This is a genomic window from Acidovorax sp. KPB24-07, from assembly GCF_057543315.1.
Genome location: NZ_BAAJYS010000712.1, coordinates 1 through 1,129 on the forward strand (window position 1 = coordinate 1; position 1,129 = coordinate 1,129).

Below are 1,129 nucleotides of genomic sequence, written 5' to 3' on the forward strand. Positions count from 1 at the left end.
CTTCGCGCGCCGCTACCTCACGGGCATTCCGCCGCTGGCCACGGCCACGGGCAGCCAGCTGGGCGCGACTCTGGGCCTGGCGCTGCCGGCGATCTGGTTCTGGCCCGCGCAGACGCCCGGCCTGCGCGCCTGGGCCGCGGTGGTGGCGCTGGCCGTGCTGTGCACCGGCATCGCCTACATCCTGTACTTTCGCCTGATCGCCCATGCCGGGCCCAGCCGGGCGCTGGCGGTGACCTTCCTGGCGCCGGTGTTCGCGGTGTTCTACGGTGCGGTGTTCCTGCACGAGGCTGTCACGCCGTGGATGGTGGGCTGCGGGCTGGTGATCGTGTGCGGCACGATGCTGTCCACCGGGCTGATCGGGCCACGGCGGCGCACCGGCGCGGGCTGACGAACCGCAAAGGCCGGCGGGGGGCACCCGCGCACCCGCGCATGCCCCATCGGCCCCGACCCGTCCGCCTTCCGGAAAACCCCGAGAGAGGCGCCCGGTCGCCCACTTTCCTGCGGGCGCTGCTCTGCCATGGTCATGAACCCGTTCTAAACTCGGCCCATGCCCCTCGCGCCCCACTTCCGCATGGATTGTCCTGTCCGGGTCCGTGCCATGGGCCGCCAAGGTGTTCTCCCTTCGGCGCCGCACGATGGGCTATGAAATCTTCTTCCTCGGCGGGCTGCACCTTCTGCTGATCGCGGTGCTGGCGCTGTTGCCCGGCGCGGAACTGCTGCAGCCATCGCGGCGCACGCGGGTGCAGGCCGGGCTGATCGGGGGCCTGGCCTCCGTGCTGATCATGGTGTTCACCCGGGCGTTCGACCCCCTGTATGCCGAATTGCCCCATCCCACGGTGACGGCGGTGTGCACGGTGATGTTCGGCCCGCTGGCCGGGGCGCTGGCGGCCGGGGTCACGGCCGTCGGCTTCTGGTGGCTGTCGGCCGGGCCGCTGCCTGCCGGGCTGGGCGCGATCGGCGCCGTGTTCGCCATCGGCCTGCTGTGGCGCGGGGTGCGGCAGGCGACGGGCCTGAACCTGTGGGTGGTGATCGTCGCCGTGGCCGCCTGCCTGCCGCCGTGCATGCTGTTCTGGCGCGAAGGGCCGGCGGGCTTCCTGCTGGAGGGCGACCTGACTGCCTGGCTGCAGTC

General features: G+C 72.3%; 1 protein-coding gene and 1 pseudogene. Both read left to right on the top strand.

Annotated elements, in window-relative coordinates; all coding sequences use genetic code 11:
- On the top strand, positions 1-388 hold a 388-nt coding region (locus AC27IQ_RS25205; protein WP_487091254.1), incomplete at its 5' end, for a DMT family transporter.
- 205 nt (positions 389-593) lie between these two features.
- Positions 594-1,129: pseudogene (locus AC27IQ_RS25210) on the top strand (hypothetical protein); the annotation flags it as partial.